This is a genomic window from Microbispora triticiradicis (assembly GCF_005864065.1).
Classification (GTDB): Bacteria; Actinomycetota; Actinomycetes; order Streptosporangiales; family Streptosporangiaceae; genus Microbispora; species Microbispora triticiradicis.
The window spans coordinates 647,488-661,481 of record NZ_VANP01000003.1 but is presented as its reverse complement, the minus strand read 5'-3'; the positions used below and the strand labels follow the sequence as shown (position 1 = coordinate 661,481).

Below are 13,994 nucleotides of genomic sequence, written 5' to 3'. Positions count from 1 at the left end.
GCATCTGATGTGGCGTCAGAGAGATGTCCAGCAGTACAGGTGGTGTTGGTGCTGGGTGGCGCGTACTGCCAGGTCGCGTAGGTCTTGGAGTAGCTCGGTGAGTTCGGCTGGGTCTGCGAGGCCCCAGAACTCCTCTGTCTGGGACCAGGGGTGTGCTAGAGCGCGGATCTGGTCATCGTTGGCGGCGGCGAGTGCTGAGGTGAACTCGTCGGTTACGGTCAGGACTCCCTGTCCTCCGTCGTCGCTGAATCGCAGCGTGGCGGCGTGTCTGGGCCGCGCGGTGATGTCCTCGTATCGGTTGCCGGTGAGCAGTGCTTCCAGGGTTCCCATCATCACGTGCGGGTCGATGTTCTTGAGTTCGGCGCTGTCTTTCGGCTCTGTGCCGGGGGGCGGGCAGGTGGGACCTGCCGGCCAGTCGAAGACGTCTGCAGCTGCGTCGTCAGTGGCTGCCCTGAAGTAGTCGAAGAAGACTCCCATGGTCGGGCAGAGTGCCAGGAAGAGGGGCTCACTGTCATTACGGCACCGGGGGCGATCTGGCATTGCGAGGCGGCAGGGAGCGCCGCTCTTGACCACGCGGGCCGCTCTCATCCAGCAGCACATCGCGAGGGAGTGGGACCGGGCCATCACCGACGCGCTCGGAAGGCTCGCCGAGGAGGCGCTGAGCAAGCAAGATCCAGGCGGATCGGGCACATACCGGGCCCGGAAGATCGAAATGACCCGGAAACAATCAAAGCCCGGGTCGGGAAGTGTCCGCTCTGGCACGACGGCCCTTCTCATCGGTGCTGCGAGGGGGTGTCCGCCAAGATGCGTTCCAGGGTGCGTTGGCCCATCAGGCTCATGGCCGGGTTGGTTTCCAGGTAGTACCAGACGAGCCCCATCGCCTGTTCGAAGGCCCACGCTTTGCCTCGTTCCCATTCGAGGTCTTCGCACTCGAGGTCGAGGCGGAGCACCTGCCGCGGCCCGGCCTCAAGCAGATGCCAGGCACTCACGAGATCTGAAGCAGGGTCGGCCGGTCCGAAGCCGCCGACGTCGAGGATCCCGGCCAGCCGACCACCGGACACGAGGACGTTGCCGGGAATGAGATCACTGTGGGTCATCACGTCGGCTGCTTCGCGAGGGAGACTTCGAAGGTCTTCCCACATCCGGCGAAGTCGGCGAACGTCCAGGAGTGGTTCGCTGTGCTTGAAACAGGTCTCCATCCACGCGTCGTGGGCTTGAAGGTCGCCTCCCCGGCCTCTGCCGGCGAACGTGCGGCCACGTGTGTCGATTGCGCGCAGGCCATTGATGAAATCGGCCAGGTCGTGGGCGAAGGCGACCGATTCGGCCGGGTCCTCGTCGGTGGCCACGATGCCGGGCAGCCACGTCTGCACCGACCACGGAAGCGGGTATCCCGCGCCGGGTTCACCAAGCGCGACCGGCTCGGGCGTGGGAAACCGCGTTCGACCTGCCAGCTCGCGCGCTGCTTCCGCTTCGGACTCCAGCCGGCGCCGCGTCGGGTCGATGTCTCCGGGTAACAGGGGGAACCGAGCTGTGAAGCGGTCGCCGACGCGAAAGATGGCGTTGGCCGTCCCATGGGTGGCGATGCGGGTGATGGGCAGGCTCTGCCACTCGGGGAACTGCTCATCGACCAATATGCGCACCGTCTCCAGGGTCACCGTCAGCTGGTTGGCGTGCATCTTCACGCCGGCAGCCTTCCTCGCCCCGGTCTTCTTCTGCAACGTGTTTTCGGCGCCGCAGGGGCGGCGTCGGGCCATGCCCGCGGCGTGCCCGGTGTTTGTCTCGCGCTACCCGGCAGCAGGGATGAATCCTGTGCGCACCAGTATCGAGACCGCGTAAGTGCCGGCCGTCAATACCCAGGGCATGGGTTGTTTTTTGTGTTCTCGCCGAGATTGTCCAGACGTTCGCCCCACTTCTCGCGGCCTTCGGAGGTCTTCAGGCTGTTGATCTCATCCCGGACCTTCTTGCCCGCGTAGGCGCCCCCGAGCGCTCCGGCTACTGGTTGCCCGGTGACAACGCCGAGAGCGGTGACCTTCACCGTGACCGCTGACCCGGCAACCGTAGCTACAGCGTCGATGATGTCGTGAGCCAAGGGGGTCTTCTTCTTCTTTCCCATATCGCCCCTCTTTCGCGACCGCTATGTTCGGTTGAACATGTCTGCACTGTAAAACATAGAAAGGTTTATGGCGGCGGCAAGCCATATGGTTGTCGCTTCCCGGATAGCAGGCTGAATACTGACACGGATCGTGTAATCTGCTGACAGCCGCGCGCTACTAGTCAAGCAGCTCGGGTCGGCGGATTGTCAGGGCGCGTCGAGCCGCTATGTAGCGATCGTGGAATTCCTGGGCGAGGGCTTCGCGGTGGTAGCGCGTCTGGATCGTCTCCAGTGCGTGTTCCTCGGCCCGGTCGTTGTCTTCCAGCCAGGTCAGGCGGCACCCGGTGTCCGATCCGGAGGGCCGCCGTACCTCTCCATGACGCGCAGCCGTTCTCGGACGCGACGACGGGCATCTCCGGATCGGCGGCCGACGAGCCGCCGCGCTGAGCGCGATGGCCCAAAAGTGCAATTTCTGCGCTGGGGTGGCGCGGTGACACTGTGCGTGTCGGGAATTTCCGTCAGTCAAACCTTCAGTCAAGGAGAGACGCTATGTCCGAGGACAAGGCCCCCGAGGCCCTCGACGCCACCGAGACGGACGACGTCGAGGTCGTGGCGCACAGCACCGACGAGGAAGAGGAGCCGGGCACCTGCCTCACCAACAACAGCAACGCGCTGTGAGTTTTGCCGGCTGGGTGAAGGCTTCCGGCTTCGCAACGGGGCCGGAAGCCTTCCCGATCTCGCCACCATGACGTCACGGAGGCCACAGTGAACGTGAGCAGCGGGGAGCGGATCCTCAAAGGGGCGAAGAACTGGTGGTTCGTCGGTCCCGGCGGGGTGGCTCGGCTACGCGCCCGGCACCTGACCGACGGGGGTGCGCTCCAGCCGGGCACAGAGCGCCGGCTGCGCGAGAGCGGGCTGCTCACCACCGCCCCGGTGACCGCCTATTCGCTCACCGTTCTGACCAGCACCGACTGCAACCTGGGATGCGGGTACTGCTTCCAGAACACCAGCCAGGACACCGCCGGTGGCAGCCGCCCGCCACGGATCGCCCACGCCCGGCTGACGCCGGAGACCGTCACGTCCATTCTCCGCTTCACCGACCGGCAGATGGCCGCGGCCGGGCTGGACAAGCTCAAGATCCTGCTGTTCGGCGGAGAGCCTCTGCTCAACCCCAGAGGCTGCATGGAACTGCTGTCGCGGGCGGTCGGTCATGGGCTGACCTCCGCGTCGATGATCTCCAACCTCACGCTGCTCACACCGTTGCTGGCCAGGCGACTCGAAGAGCTCCGGCTCAAGTCCGTCCAGGTCACCTTCGACGGCGATCGGGAGGACCACGACCGGATCCGGGTCCGCCGGTCGCACGGCGGGACCTTCGACACCATCGTCCGCAACATCGCCAGGGCTTCGGAGGTCACCTCGATCCGGTGGACGCTGAGGGTGAACGTCTCCCACCACACGTTCCGGGGGGTCGACGCCCTCGTCGACCGGCTCGCCGCCGCCCTGGATCCCTCGAGATGCGGCATCTACTTCGCCCAGGTGGGGGACGTGGGCATCGGGTACGCGAACGACCTGACGCCGACCGGCGAGCTGGCGGCCGGATTCGCCCGATGGCAGCGCTCGGCACTCGATCGCGGCTTCTCCGTGAGCAGGCCGCGTGCTCACCTGCCATGCGCCACCTGCGGGTACGGCGACGGACGCTACGGCGCGGTGGTGAACGCGGACGGCACTCTGTCCAGCTGCTGGGAGACCGCGGGGAAACCCGGCTGGGAGGTCGGCTCGGTCGCCGAGGGTTACCTTCCCGGCGCGCAGACCCGCGAACGCTGGATCTCCTGCGCGGACCTGTACCGCAACCAGCAGGACGAGCGTGCGCTCGCGGCCTTCCGCGACGCCGTCGACGCCGCCCTGCTCGACCACCTCGACGAGACGGGACGCCTCTAGCGATGCCATCGTCCCGCCGGTACCCGGACGCGCCCCGCGACGACGTCGTCCAAGAGCTGCACGGGCTGCGCGTCCCCGATCCCTACCGCTGGCTCGAGGACTCCGAGGACCCCAGGACACTGCGGTGGACCGCGGAGCAGGAGGCTCTCTACCAAGCGGAACGGGCGACGTGGCCGGACGCGGACCGGTGGCGGGCGGAGCTGGCGGCGCTCAACGCCACCGACCTCGTCATCACCCCGAAGGCGCGCGGTTCCCGGATCTTCGTGGAGCGGCGGGACGCGGGACGGGACCACCCGGTGCTCTACGTCCGCGAGGGGGAGGCCGAGCGGCCCCTGCTGGATGTGCGTGCGCTGGATCCGGCCGGCCGTACCGTGCTCGAGTCCTGGGAGCCGTCCGTGGAGGGCGACCGGCTCGCCTGTCTGATCTCCCGCGACGGCACCGAGGACGCGACGCTGTGGGTGCTCGACGTCGCCACCGGGGCGGTCGCCGACGGGCCCATCGACCGGGTGCGCCGGACGTCGATCGGATGGCTACCGGGTGGCGAGGCCTTCTACTACGTGGGCCGCCTGGCATCGGAGGCGCTCTACCAGCGCCGAATCTACCTGCACAAGGTCGGCTCTGAGCCGGATACCGACGTCCTCGTGTTCGGCGAGGGCCGGGAGAGAACCCAGTTCTACACCGTGGCCGTCACACCGGACGGCCGATGGCTCACCGTCACCGCCGCGACCGGCACCGACCGCGGTGCGGCGGTCTACCTGGCCGACCTGTCCACGAGCCCGCCCGGATGTCCGGACCTGCGGCCGGTCCAGGAGGCCGGACAGGGCCGCACCCGGGTACGCATCGCCCCGGGCACCGGTCCGCACGACCCCATGTGGCTGCGCACCGACAGGGACGCCGCTCGCGGACGCGTCGTCGTGTGCACCCCGGCGGACCCGGCTCCCGGCGCCTGGCGTGAGCTGATCGCCGAACGCCCCGACGCGGTGCTGGACGACCTCACCGTCCTCAGCGGCCCGGAGCTCGCGCGGCCGATCGGGCTGGTCTCCTGGATCCGCCACGCGGCCGCGGAGATCACCGTCCACGACCTGACCGACGGCCGTGAGCTGGGGACCGTCCCGCTGCCCGGCGTCGGTTCCATCGGGCGGATCTCGGTACGGCCGGAAGCGGGACACGAAGCCTGGTTCCCCTACACCGACTACGTCACGCCTCCCTTGGTGCTCCACTACGACGCCCGAACGGGCCAGGTCGGGCCGTGGTCGCCGGCGCCGGGGATCGACGCCCCTCGCATGAAGGCCGGGCTGGAGACCTGCCGGTCCGCGGACGGCACGACGGTACGGATGTTCGTGGCGTCCCCGTCGGGTTCCCCCGATCGTCCGCGCCCCGCCATCCTCATGGGATACGGCGGCTTCGGCGTGTCGATGTCGCCGCGCTACTCGCCTCTGATCGTCGCCTGGGTCGAGGCGGGCGGGATCTTCGCCACCGCGTGCCTGCGCGGGGGCGGCGAGGAGGGCGAGGAGTGGCACCGTGCCGGCCGCGGGCCGAGAAAGCAGAACACCTTCGACGACTTCGACGCCGTTGCCGACCATCTGGTCGAGGCGGGCTGGACCAGGCCCGGCCGGCTTGCGATCATAGGCGGCTCCAACGGCGGCCTCCTCGTGGGCGTGGCGCTTACCCAGCACCCCGGAAAGTACTCGGCCGCCGTGTGCATGTCCCCGCTCCTGGACATGGCCCGTTACGAGCTCCACGGGCTCGGGCCGAGCTGGGTCCCGGAGTACGGCAGCGCCGCCGACCCCGGCCAGGCGCGGACGCTGCTGTCGTACTCCCCTTACCATCACGTCGTCCCGGACGTCGCGTACCCCCCGGTCCTGTTCACCGCATCCGACGGTGACACCAGGGTGGATCCGCTGCACGCGCGGAAGATGTGCGCCGCGCTCCAGCACGCCACGTCGGGGAAGGGCCCGGCGCTGTTCCGGTTCGAGCGGGGGGTGGGCCACGGGGTTCGCTCCGCGTCCAGCGGGGTGGCGCTGTTCGCCGACTGCCTGGCCTTCATCGCCGCCCACCTCGGGGTGAGTCCGGCATGAACGTCCTGCTCTGCCCGCTGAGCGACGGGGGGTATCTGTATCCGGCGATCGCGGCCGGACGCGAGCTCGAACGGCGGGGGAACACCGTCTGCGTGCTGGGCAGGACCTCGGCCGCGCAGATCGTGGCCGAATCCGGCCTGCCGTACCTGACGGCGGAGCGGTACGGCGGGCAGCGGGGGTTCTCGGTCGCCAGGTGGCGCGACGGAGGGCCGGCGCAGTTCCGGGCCGCCCTCCGAGCCGCTCGGCAGGTCCGGGCCGACGTGCTCGTCACCTCGGTCCTGTGCCACGGAGCACTGCTCGCCGCCGAGGCGCTGGACATCCCGGCGGTGGTGCTGGGGCTGTCGGCCCACCTGTTGAACTACGCGGCCGGAGGCCACGACGAGCCGCAGCCCGGCATGAGCAGGCAAGCGCGGTCACGCGAGATCCTTCAGTACTACCGCGAGCTGCGCGCGGAGGTCGGCCTGGCCACACGGAGCGACCCGTGGCCGGAGAGCCCGCTGTTCGGCGCGGCGTTGCTGCTGCGGGGCGATCCCGTCTTCGAGTACCCGGGCGCGGTGCTGCCCGAGCGCGTGCACCACGTCGGACCGCTGGCGTGGGAGCCGACGGCGGACGGGGCCGACGTCGACACCGTGATGGAACATCTCGACCGGGTGGGCAAGCCCGTCGTCTACGTGCATCTCGGTCGCTTCTTCGGAGGGAAGGTCCAGTGGCCGCGGCTCAACTCGGCCTTCACCGGCGGCCCGTTCCAGGCCCTGGTCGAGCAGGGCCGGACGCTGGATCCGCGCCCTGACCCCGGCGCGGACATGCTGCTCGTGCGCAGGCCGTACATGGGGCCGTTCGTCGACCGGGCCGGACTGGTCCTGACCAGCGGCACGTCGGCGCCGGTGCTGGCCGCGCTACTGCGGGGACGGCCGCTCGGCGTGACGCCCAACGGGTCCGAGCAGCCGCTGCTGGCCGCGGCGTGCGTCCGGGCGGGGGTCGCGGTGTACGCACTGGACGACATGGACTCCGATCCGTGGAAGACGCTCCACCTGGCCTGGGAGGACCCGGGGCTGCGGAAACGCGCCGCGGACCTCGGCCGCAGGCTGGCCTCGGCCGACAGCGCCTCACGCGCGGCCGACGTCGTCGAACTCTCCTGTGCCCGGGTGGCCCAAAAGCCGCACCGACCCGCGGACCGGGCCGTGGACACGATGCCTCTCGAAACACGATGGCTCTCGAAAGGGGCAGATGGATGACCGAACCTGCGACGACCTACGCGGACGAGAGGGCGACCGGCGACCTGGAGCGGCTGTCGGCCGGGGCCAGGCGCTGGATCAGCGACAACCTGGAGTACCTCGATCCGTCGTATTCGGGGCTGCCCGTCACACCCAAGGTGAAGGCGTGCCTGGAACTGGCGCAGCTCTGTGCGATCTGGACGAGGTTGCGGCCCGACGACGAGGATCTGGCGAAGGTGGCCGCAACCGTCCGGAAGATCTGGCATGACCCGGACTTCCCACGGCAGCTGACGGCCATGCCCAGGTACTACCGGGCGTACGGCCTGGCCTTCGGCGCGCTGGCACCTCCCGGGCTCACCGACGGGCGCCACTGGGCCGTCCTCGGGGAGCTGGCTCCCGGCGGCTTCTTCCCGCTCTACGGCAAGTCGCCGCACGTGCGCCTCGAAACCCGTTACTACGCGGAACGCGCCGGCCTCCGCCACGACTTCCCTTCGTACCGGGAGCTGTACGAGAGCACCCTCCTCGCCGACTGGACCACGACGTATCCGGTCGACATCGAGGACGCCTACGTCATCACGCACATCCTGTTCCACCTGAGCGACTTCGGCGCCCGGGACCCCGGCTTCACCGACGACGAGCGGAGGCGGATCTTCCAGGTCCTCGACGAACTGACGACCCACTTCGTGGAGATCGACTACTGGGATCTCGTCGGGGAGTTCCTGCTCTCGCAGTCCCTCGTCGGCGAGGATCCGACCCGCACCCGGTCCGGCCTGGCCGCGATACGGAACCTCCTGGAGGCCCAGCTGCCCAGCGGGGCCATTCCCGGACGGTACGCCGCCCAGCGGCCACCGGAGTCGGCGTCGGCGGTCGAGGTCTTCCGGAAGGCGTATCACACGACTCTCGTGACCGCCATGGCTACGATGATCACCTTGTCCGCGTCGCGCCGCCGGTAGCACTGGTCCTCTCGTGCCGACCACCGTCAAGCACCGGTTCCTGATCAATCGCGACTATGCCCGCCTGTGGTACGGGCAGGCCGTCTCGTCCACGGGAGACGTCGTCTTCAGCACCACCCTCGTCCTGTGGGTGGCCGATGTCCTGGCCAAGGACCAGTCGTGGGCGCCCGCGGCGGTGAGCGGCATCCTGCTGGCAGTGGGCGGCGCGGTGCTGTTCGTGGGTCCGATCGCCGGGGTGTTCGTCGACCGGTGGGACAAGATGCGCACCATGCTCGGCACCGAGGTGATCCGCGGCGTTGTGGTGGCGTTCCTGACGGTGGTGGCGCTCCTGCCCGCCGATGCGATCCCGGTCTGGGCCTGGCTCGCACTGATCTACACGTCCGTCCTCGTGCTGAACGCCACGGGTCAGTTCTTCGGGCCCGCGCGCCTGTCCATCATCAGGGACATCGTGACAGGCGAGGCCGACCGGGCCCGGGCGGCGGGCATCGCCCAGGGCACGGCCGGGGCCATCGCCATCGTCGGCCCGCCGCTCGCCGCGCCGCTGATGTTCAGCGTCGGGCTGCAATGGGCTCTGCTCCTCAACGCGGCGTCCTATGCCGTGTCCTACGCCGTCATCCGCTCGGTTCGCCGCGACTCCGCCCCCGACCGGGGCAGATCGGACGGCTCGCAGCCCGGGCTGCGCAAGGAGTTCGTCGTCGGCCTGCGCTTCTTCGCCGGCAGCAGGTTTCTGGTCGCCCTGCTGACGCTCGCGGTGATCGGTCAGTGCGGGCTGGGTGCCCTGAACACGTTGAACGTGTTCTTCCTCACCGAAAACCTGCACTCGCCATCTCATCTGTTCGGCTACCTCGGCACGGCGGAGGGCGTCGGCGGGATCATCGGCGCGCTGTGCGCCGGGAGGGTCGTGCAGTGGATCGGCGCCCGGAGGACCGCGTGGATCGGCCTGATCGTGAGCGGCGCGTTGCTGCTCACCTATACACGGCAGACCGAGTTCCTCGGCGGTCTCATCGTGCTCTCCCTGTTCGTGATTCCCATCACCATGCTCAACACGGCGATGACGCCACTGCTGCTCGCCGCCGCGCCGAAGGAGTATCTGGGCCGGGTCATGGCCGTGTTCTATCCGGTCACGCAACTCGCCTCGATGCTGGCCGCGTCGGCCGCCGGTTGGTTGGCCAGCACCGACCTGCGCAACCTCGACGGCTCGCTGGCCGGGATGCGGTTCGGGCCGATCGACTCGATCCTCGCGCTGTCAGGCGTACTCATCCTGATCGCCGGTGTCTACGCGAGGGCCGCCCTGACCGCCGCGGAACGGTCGACGTCGGCGGCCCCGGCTGCCGAACACGGATGATGACGGGACTACCGGCACTACACCGGGAGCAAACCGCATCGATACTGCGATCCCACAGCATTACGTCATGTTCGCTCCTCCTGATCGGAGTCCGGGGTCCGCGATCGACAGCGGGACGGCCAGGCGTCGGCACGCCAGGCTCGGGCCGCGGCGGGCGGCGGGTCCTGCGCTGAGCGGCTGCACGACGTGCGGATCCCAGGACGTCCGGGGATGCGTCAGCATCGGGAATGACGCCCTTCCTTCGCCGATCGCCGCGGCGCTGTTGCTCGCCCCGTCGTTGACGGCCCGGGAGGCGTCGGTCTTCGAACTGCTCGGCCTCGGCTACGACAACCGGTCCATCGCCAGAATGCTGTCGATCAGCGAACGTACGGCCAAACGGCACATCACCGCGATTCTCGCCAAGCTGCGGTTGGAGTCGCGGCTCCAGGCAGGACTCACCGCGATGCTCGTGAGCCTGACCACCCAGACGGACCTGGCACGCCAGACGCGCGCATGACGGTCACGCGGCGTGCCTGCGGACCGCCAGGCGGTCGTCGCCGCTGTGGGCTGGGCTGCGGTGAACTGTCGGCCGTCTGCTACTCCTCGACAAGCCATCCTCGGTCGAGGCTGCGGAGCAGTTCTCGGACTAGCCCTCGCGCCTGCGTGTGGGACAACGGAAGGTGACCACCACCTCGCCCGGAAATCAGTGGCCGATGTTGACCTGTGTCCTGTGGTGGTCGCCCTTCTCGATCAGATCGACGAATCCGAGGGCGTAGTCGCCGGCGGAGATCGCGCCGCCGTCCTCGGGCTGAACTGCGACGTCGTCGCCGAGCCGATAACGGCCGAGTCGTTCGCCGGGCACATGTGCGCCGAACCTGAGCGCGGGGCTCACAAAGACCCAGTCGAGTGTCGCGGGCGTAGCCGGGAGGTCCTCGATGATGAGCGCCGCCCCGGCGCGGATCTCGTCATGAAGCTCTGCCGGGATGTGGCTGAGGTCGGTTACGAAGCGAGCCGCCCCGGGCGCAGGGCGCAGCGACGAGTAGCCGCCGACGACGTACAGGGGTACGCCTGCGCCATCTGCCAGACGCGCGATGGTGCTGTAGACGTCGCGGAAGATACCGGCCAGCGGGCCGCGTGGGGCGAGTGCGGCCACCACGACGTCCGCGCCCTCAATGGCTGCCAACAGCGTTGCTTCGTCGGCGGCGTCACCTTGGGCATAGGTCACGTTCGGGATTGGCGCGTCGGGGAGCGAGCGGCTCAGTGCGGTGACCTGATGACCGCGAGCGGCGGCCTCCGCGACGATCGCCGAACCGGCATAGCCGGTGCCGCCAATGACGGTAATGCGAGACACGAGGTGCCTTTCCATGGGTCGGATGGCGTCGGGCGACGCTCTGCGATTACCGTATGAGTGCAGCTCTCCTATCGGAAGAAGGCACCTTGTGGTAACCACTCGGGCCGAGTCGGTGCTCCGCGGCAGCCCCTACCGCGCGGACTGCCCGACCCGCCGCATCCTGGATCGCATCGGCGACCGTTGGACGGTGCTCATCGTGGGTGCCCTCTGGGACGGCAGCGCCCGCTTCTCAGAGTTGCGCCGACGCATTGAGGGAATCTCGCAGAAGATGCTCACCCAGACTCTCCGCGGCCTCGAACGGGACGGGATCGTGCGCCGCACCGTCTACCCCGAAGTTCCTGTCCGCGTCGAGTACACACTTACCGAGGCGGGCCGCTCCCTGCGCGAGCCGCTGCGCGCGCTGGAGGATTGGTCGATCGCACACCTCGGCGACGTGTCAGCGTCGCAGGAAGCCTACGACCGCGCGGATTGAGCTTTTCCGGGCGAGGTAGTGAGGTTTCTCAGCGAAATGATCTTCGCGAGGGCTGTGAAGTGCTCGTGAGTGGCCAGATCACACAACGGGACCCTGGGCGCAGGTAAAAGTGAAGCCCCTGGTAGGACGGTTCTCACCACAAGATCGTCCGCTGAACCAGAGGCTTCCCCTTGGTCACCTATGCTGCCACGCTCGACGTCCCGCGCCACACCGTCGAGTTCCTTGCCCGCCTGCTGGCCGCCCACCGGCGGCGGTTGCGCACCCCGCGCGGCAGCCGGGCGCTGGGACCGTTCCGCCAGGCCGTCCTCGTCCTGCGCTGGTTCCGCGAGCAGGCTCGACGCGATGACGACGAGGGCGACCACCCGGCCGGGCTGCTAGGGCCGGGGCGTGGCCCCGTTCGCGCTGGCCAGGAAGCGTTCGACTCCGTCGGGGTCCTTCAGCACATGGAGTTCGGCGGTGCCCGCGTGTTCGGCGATCGCGTCCATCACAAGGGGCAGAGCGCGACACCGGTAGGTGAGGACCCAGCGCCAGAAGGTCAGATCCTCGCGGGAGCGGCGCAGCGCACGCCAGGCGCAGCGCCAGAGCGGAAAGTCCAGGACGACCACCGTGTCAGCGGCTCGTAGACGGACGTCGAGGACGTCGTAGGGACCCAGGTCGCCATCGAGGACCCATTGGGGCGCATCGACGAGCCGCCGCTGAACGACCTCCCACTCCTCCTTGGGGGTGGGAGAGAGCCCGGCGCTCCAGAAGCGCTTGTCCAGTTCGACGACCGGCAGCGACAGCACCTCACCGAGCCGGACCGCGAGCGTGGACTTGCCCGCGCCACCCCGTCCGAGGACCACGACCCTGTTCATCCCGCCTCCTCAGCCTGTTCCTGAACCAGTTACTCATGAACTGAAGATCTGGACTGCGAACAGAGCCTGGCCCCGGTGGGCTGACCAAGAGCTAATGGCACGCTAATGGAACGCGAAGATCAAAGAGCCTCAGAAACAATCAAGGCCCGGGTTGGGATGTGCTCCCTGACCTGGGCCTTTGCGTGTGGAGCGGGTGACGGAAATCGAACCCGCGCTGTCAGCTTGGGAAGTATTTCAAGATCACGTCGTCTGAGCTGGGCAAACTCTGACCTGGACCTACGCCGGTGGAGTCACCGTGAGTCCCCGCTGTCTTCCGCTGGTCGCCGACCGAACGGGCACGCAACGGGCACGCCGTTTCGGGGTTGTCCGCATCCGCATCGGCCGTGGGCGCAGCGTTCCCCGCAGGGTAAGCGATAGCGGGCTCCGGCATGCGAACTGGGCAGAGGCGTTGTCCGCGATCAGGGGATGTGGAACATTGATCATTCTGAGAGAGGTGATCATTTGGGTACTTCCGTACGGTCCTTCGCATGCCTGATGGCGCTGCTTCTGCTTGTTGCCCTGGTCGGGGCAGGCGTGATCTTTCTGCCGCGCGTGGTCTACCCGCCGTTGACCAACGAACAGTTGCAGTACATCGACGACACAGTGGTGAGGCTGCAACTGAAAAGCGCGCGGTCAGCACTGGAAATCGAGTTTCGCTGGCAACTGATTGCCATGGTGGCCATCTTCTTGACGGCGGGAGTAGTCGGCTTCAGGATGTGGCTCAAGAAGTGAACCAGCCAGCCCTGACCTGGGCCTTCGTAGGTGGAGCGGGTGACGGGAATCGAACCCGCGCTGTCAGCTTGGGAATAGGCTACTGATCTTGCCGGGCTGAGCTGGGACAACAGGGGTGCAGGTCAGAGCTGGCCGAGTGCCCGTGAGTCCCCGCGATTCACCGCTAATCGCCGCTCGTTCTGGCACGGATCTGGCACGCGAACGATGGATGCTTCTGTGTTGCGGATTTGTCGGTCGAAACTGGCAGCATGCTGCCTCATGGACGTGGACGACTTCTGGCTCTCTTCCTACAGTGGTCCGAGCACGCGGAGTGCAGATCATAACCGAGGATGAGATCTTCGAAGCGATACGGTCAGACCCTGGGCCTGATGTGCTACCGGTGGCCTCGTCCGAGGCGGTCGCGGAAGCTGAAGAGGCCATCGGTTACCCGCTTCCTTCGCTGCTGCGGCGGTTGTATCTGGAGGTGGGGAACGGAGGTTTCGGTCCTCGCGGTGGCATCATCGGTGTACGGGGCTACGACTTCTGGAAGAGCGAAATCTTCGCGGACATCACTGAGTCGGCTCTGGCGTTTCGGACCGAGCCCAGCGGGCGATACGCGGGCATGATCCAGTTGTTGGACTGGGGATGTGCGATCGCGTCACTGCTGGATTGCCGCGATCCCGAGGGCGCGATGTGGGGATGGGATCCCAATCTGTGCTGCTTGGATCACGCGCTCTTCCCTCAGGACATCACCTTCGCATCGTGGCTCGCGGAGTCGATTGGCCGCGATTTCGCCGAACCGTTCTACGACGGCTACTTCGAGGTGTCGCAGCAAGATGAGGCAGAGATCGCGGTGAGCACCATCGGAGAAGAGGAGGGACCGTGCATGTGGTCGCCGCCCGTGTGGGTGAAGGGCAGGGAGGCCGGCACTTGGGAGCGCCGTCAGATGTCCGATAACTGACGAGGCC

Annotated in this window: 15 protein-coding genes and 1 pseudogene; 11 read left to right on the top strand and 5 right to left on the bottom strand. The window is 67.9% G+C overall.

Annotated features, from left to right (window positions below; translation table 11 throughout):
* Window positions 1-15: 15 nt before the first annotated feature.
* The 3 genes from FED44_RS11165 to FED44_RS11155 form a co-directional block, all read right to left on the bottom strand.
* Complete coding sequence (locus FED44_RS11165) at window positions 16-477, bottom strand: hypothetical protein (protein ID WP_138460570.1); 462 nt, start codon at window positions 475-477, stop codon at window positions 16-18.
* A 296-nt stretch (window positions 478-773) separates the two neighbouring features.
* A complete protein-coding gene (locus tag FED44_RS11160) occupies window positions 774-1,754 on the bottom strand; it encodes an aminoglycoside phosphotransferase family protein (RefSeq protein WP_208758911.1) in 981 nt (326 codons plus the stop codon).
* A gap of 92 nt (window positions 1,755-1,846) precedes the next feature.
* The gene (locus FED44_RS11155) at window positions 1,847-2,113 is read right to left on the bottom strand and encodes a hypothetical protein (protein WP_133305873.1); all 267 of its coding nucleotides are present in this window, start codon (window positions 2,111-2,113) and stop codon (window positions 1,847-1,849) included.
* Window positions 2,114-2,641: 528 nt separating this feature from the next.
* Here FED44_RS11155 and FED44_RS38060 point away from each other — a divergent pair.
* From FED44_RS38060 to FED44_RS11125, 7 genes are all read left to right on the top strand, one after another.
* On the top strand, window positions 2,642-2,770 hold the full coding sequence (locus FED44_RS38060) for a hypothetical protein (RefSeq protein WP_262367343.1): 129 nt from the start codon (window positions 2,642-2,644) through the stop codon (window positions 2,768-2,770).
* 87 nt (window positions 2,771-2,857) lie between these two features.
* Window positions 2,858-4,030, top strand: coding sequence for a radical SAM protein (locus FED44_RS11150; protein ID WP_138460569.1), 1,173 nt, complete (start codon window positions 2,858-2,860; stop codon window positions 4,028-4,030).
* Window positions 4,031-4,032: 2 nt separating this feature from the next.
* On the top strand, window positions 4,033-6,108 hold the full coding sequence (locus FED44_RS11145; protein WP_138460568.1) for a prolyl oligopeptidase family serine peptidase: 2,076 nt from the start codon (window positions 4,033-4,035) through the stop codon (window positions 6,106-6,108).
* Window positions 6,105-7,343 (top strand): glycosyltransferase, encoded by a 1,239-nt coding sequence (locus FED44_RS11140; protein WP_187406071.1) that lies wholly within the window; start codon window positions 6,105-6,107, stop codon window positions 7,341-7,343. Before FED44_RS11145 ends, FED44_RS11140 begins: the two co-directional genes overlap by 4 nt.
* Entirely contained in the window at window positions 7,340-8,275 is a 936-nt protein-coding gene (locus FED44_RS11135; protein ID WP_111697733.1) for a DUF6895 family protein, read from the top strand. The genes FED44_RS11140 and FED44_RS11135 overlap by 4 nt, the downstream gene beginning before the upstream one ends.
* 13 nt (window positions 8,276-8,288) lie before the next feature.
* Window positions 8,289-9,620, top strand: coding sequence for an MFS transporter (locus tag FED44_RS11130; RefSeq protein ID WP_138460567.1), 1,332 nt, complete (start codon window positions 8,289-8,291; stop codon window positions 9,618-9,620).
* Window positions 9,621-9,687: 67 nt separating this feature from the next.
* Complete coding sequence (locus FED44_RS11125; RefSeq protein ID WP_138460566.1) at window positions 9,688-10,116, top strand: response regulator transcription factor; 429 nt, start codon at window positions 9,688-9,690, stop codon at window positions 10,114-10,116.
* A 186-nt stretch (window positions 10,117-10,302) separates the two neighbouring features.
* Here the strand turns inward: FED44_RS11125 and FED44_RS11120 are convergent, their stop codons facing one another.
* Window positions 10,303-10,965: an NAD(P)-dependent oxidoreductase gene (locus FED44_RS11120; protein WP_208758910.1), complete on the bottom strand. Its 663-nt coding sequence runs from the start codon at window positions 10,963-10,965 to the stop codon at window positions 10,303-10,305.
* A 73-nt stretch (window positions 10,966-11,038) separates the two neighbouring features.
* Here FED44_RS11120 and FED44_RS11115 point away from each other — a divergent pair, with 73 nt between their 5' ends.
* Together FED44_RS11115 and FED44_RS37225 are read left to right on the top strand one after the other, a co-directional pair.
* Window positions 11,039-11,422, top strand: a complete 384-nt coding sequence (locus FED44_RS11115; RefSeq protein WP_244301830.1) for a winged helix-turn-helix transcriptional regulator — start codon at window positions 11,039-11,041, stop codon at window positions 11,420-11,422.
* Window positions 11,423-11,592: 170 nt separating this feature from the next.
* A pseudogene (locus tag FED44_RS37225) lies at window positions 11,593-11,760 on the top strand (IS5/IS1182 family transposase); the annotation flags it as partial.
* Between the two features lie 36 nt (window positions 11,761-11,796).
* Here FED44_RS37225 and FED44_RS11105 read toward each other — a convergent pair.
* Window positions 11,797-12,276, bottom strand: a complete 480-nt coding sequence (locus FED44_RS11105) for a P-loop NTPase family protein (protein WP_111697730.1) — start codon at window positions 12,274-12,276, stop codon at window positions 11,797-11,799.
* Between the two features lie 534 nt (window positions 12,277-12,810).
* On the opposite strand from FED44_RS11105, the gene FED44_RS11100 reads away from it, so the two are divergent.
* Window positions 12,811-13,047 carry a hypothetical protein gene (locus FED44_RS11100; protein ID WP_111697729.1) on the top strand — a complete coding sequence of 79 codons (237 nt, stop codon included), beginning with the start codon at window positions 12,811-12,813 and terminating at the stop codon, window positions 13,045-13,047.
* Between the two features lie 379 nt (window positions 13,048-13,426).
* Window positions 13,427-13,987, top strand: a complete 561-nt coding sequence (locus FED44_RS11095; RefSeq protein ID WP_138460565.1) for an SMI1/KNR4 family protein — start codon at window positions 13,427-13,429, stop codon at window positions 13,985-13,987.
* The last annotated feature ends 7 nt before the right edge of the window (window positions 13,988-13,994 follow it).

Bases quoted from the DNA above. Each gene is read 5' to 3' on its own strand.
- FED44_RS11165 (WP_138460570.1), bottom strand. From the start codon at position 477: ATGGGAGTCTTCTTCGACTACTTCAGGGCAGCCACTGACGACGCAGCT.
- FED44_RS11160 (WP_208758911.1), bottom strand. From the start codon at position 1,754: ATGGCCCGACGCCGCCCCTGCGGCGCCGAAAACACGTTGCAGAAGAAG.
- FED44_RS11155 (WP_133305873.1), bottom strand. From the start codon at position 2,113: ATGGGAAAGAAGAAGAAGACCCCCTTGGCTCACGACATCATCGACGCT.
- FED44_RS38060 (WP_262367343.1), top strand. From the start codon at position 2,642: ATGTCCGAGGACAAGGCCCCCGAGGCCCTCGACGCCACCGAGACGGAC.
- FED44_RS11145 (WP_138460568.1), top strand. From the start codon at position 4,033: ATGCCATCGTCCCGCCGGTACCCGGACGCGCCCCGCGACGACGTCGTC.
- FED44_RS11140 (WP_187406071.1), top strand. From the start codon at position 6,105: ATGAACGTCCTGCTCTGCCCGCTGAGCGACGGGGGGTATCTGTATCCG.
- FED44_RS11135 (WP_111697733.1), top strand. From the start codon at position 7,340: ATGACCGAACCTGCGACGACCTACGCGGACGAGAGGGCGACCGGCGAC.
- FED44_RS11125 (WP_138460566.1), top strand. From the start codon at position 9,688: ATGTTCGCTCCTCCTGATCGGAGTCCGGGGTCCGCGATCGACAGCGGG.
- FED44_RS11120 (WP_208758910.1), bottom strand. From the start codon at position 10,965: ATGGAAAGGCACCTCGTGTCTCGCATTACCGTCATTGGCGGCACCGGC.
- FED44_RS11105 (WP_111697730.1), bottom strand. From the start codon at position 12,276: ATGAACAGGGTCGTGGTCCTCGGACGGGGTGGCGCGGGCAAGTCCACG.
- FED44_RS11100 (WP_111697729.1), top strand. From the start codon at position 12,811: ATGGCGCTGCTTCTGCTTGTTGCCCTGGTCGGGGCAGGCGTGATCTTT.